At 47.6% G+C, this 355-nt stretch carries 1 protein-coding gene and 1 pseudogene; both read left to right on the forward strand.

Translation table 11 applies throughout. The features are described 5' to 3' along the window. Positions 1-154, forward strand: a pseudogene (locus tag CIK04_RS22440) (transcriptional regulator); the annotation flags it as partial. Positions 155-183: 29 nt separating this feature from the next. Next, on the forward strand, positions 184-355 hold a 172-nt coding region (locus tag CIK04_RS22445), incomplete at its 3' end, for a glyceraldehyde 3-phosphate dehydrogenase NAD-binding domain-containing protein (RefSeq protein ID WP_325205734.1).

Below are 355 nucleotides of genomic sequence, written 5' to 3' on the forward strand. Positions count from 1 at the left end.
GACAGGGTCAATGGGTCTTCTATCGTCTCTCCGAACGAGTTGCCGGTTGGATGAAAAAATGGTCGATGACCTGATTGCTTCCAACTGTTTAAAGCAAGTTTATCAACAAGATATTGCGCGTCTGCATCAACAAGATCGTGTGGCGTGCTGTTAAATTGAAATTGAATTATTAGGGAATAGACCATGACGATCAAAGTGGGAATTAACGGATTTGGCCGTATTGGCCGCTTGGCAATGCGCGCGGCCTTTGATTGGCCAGAGTTGGAGTTTGTTTTAATTAATGATGTGGCGGGGGATGCCACCACGTTGGGCCGATTTGTTGGAGTTCGATTCAGTGCAGGGCGCTGGCACCATG

Source organism: Vibrio sp. 03_296 (assembly GCF_002265885.1).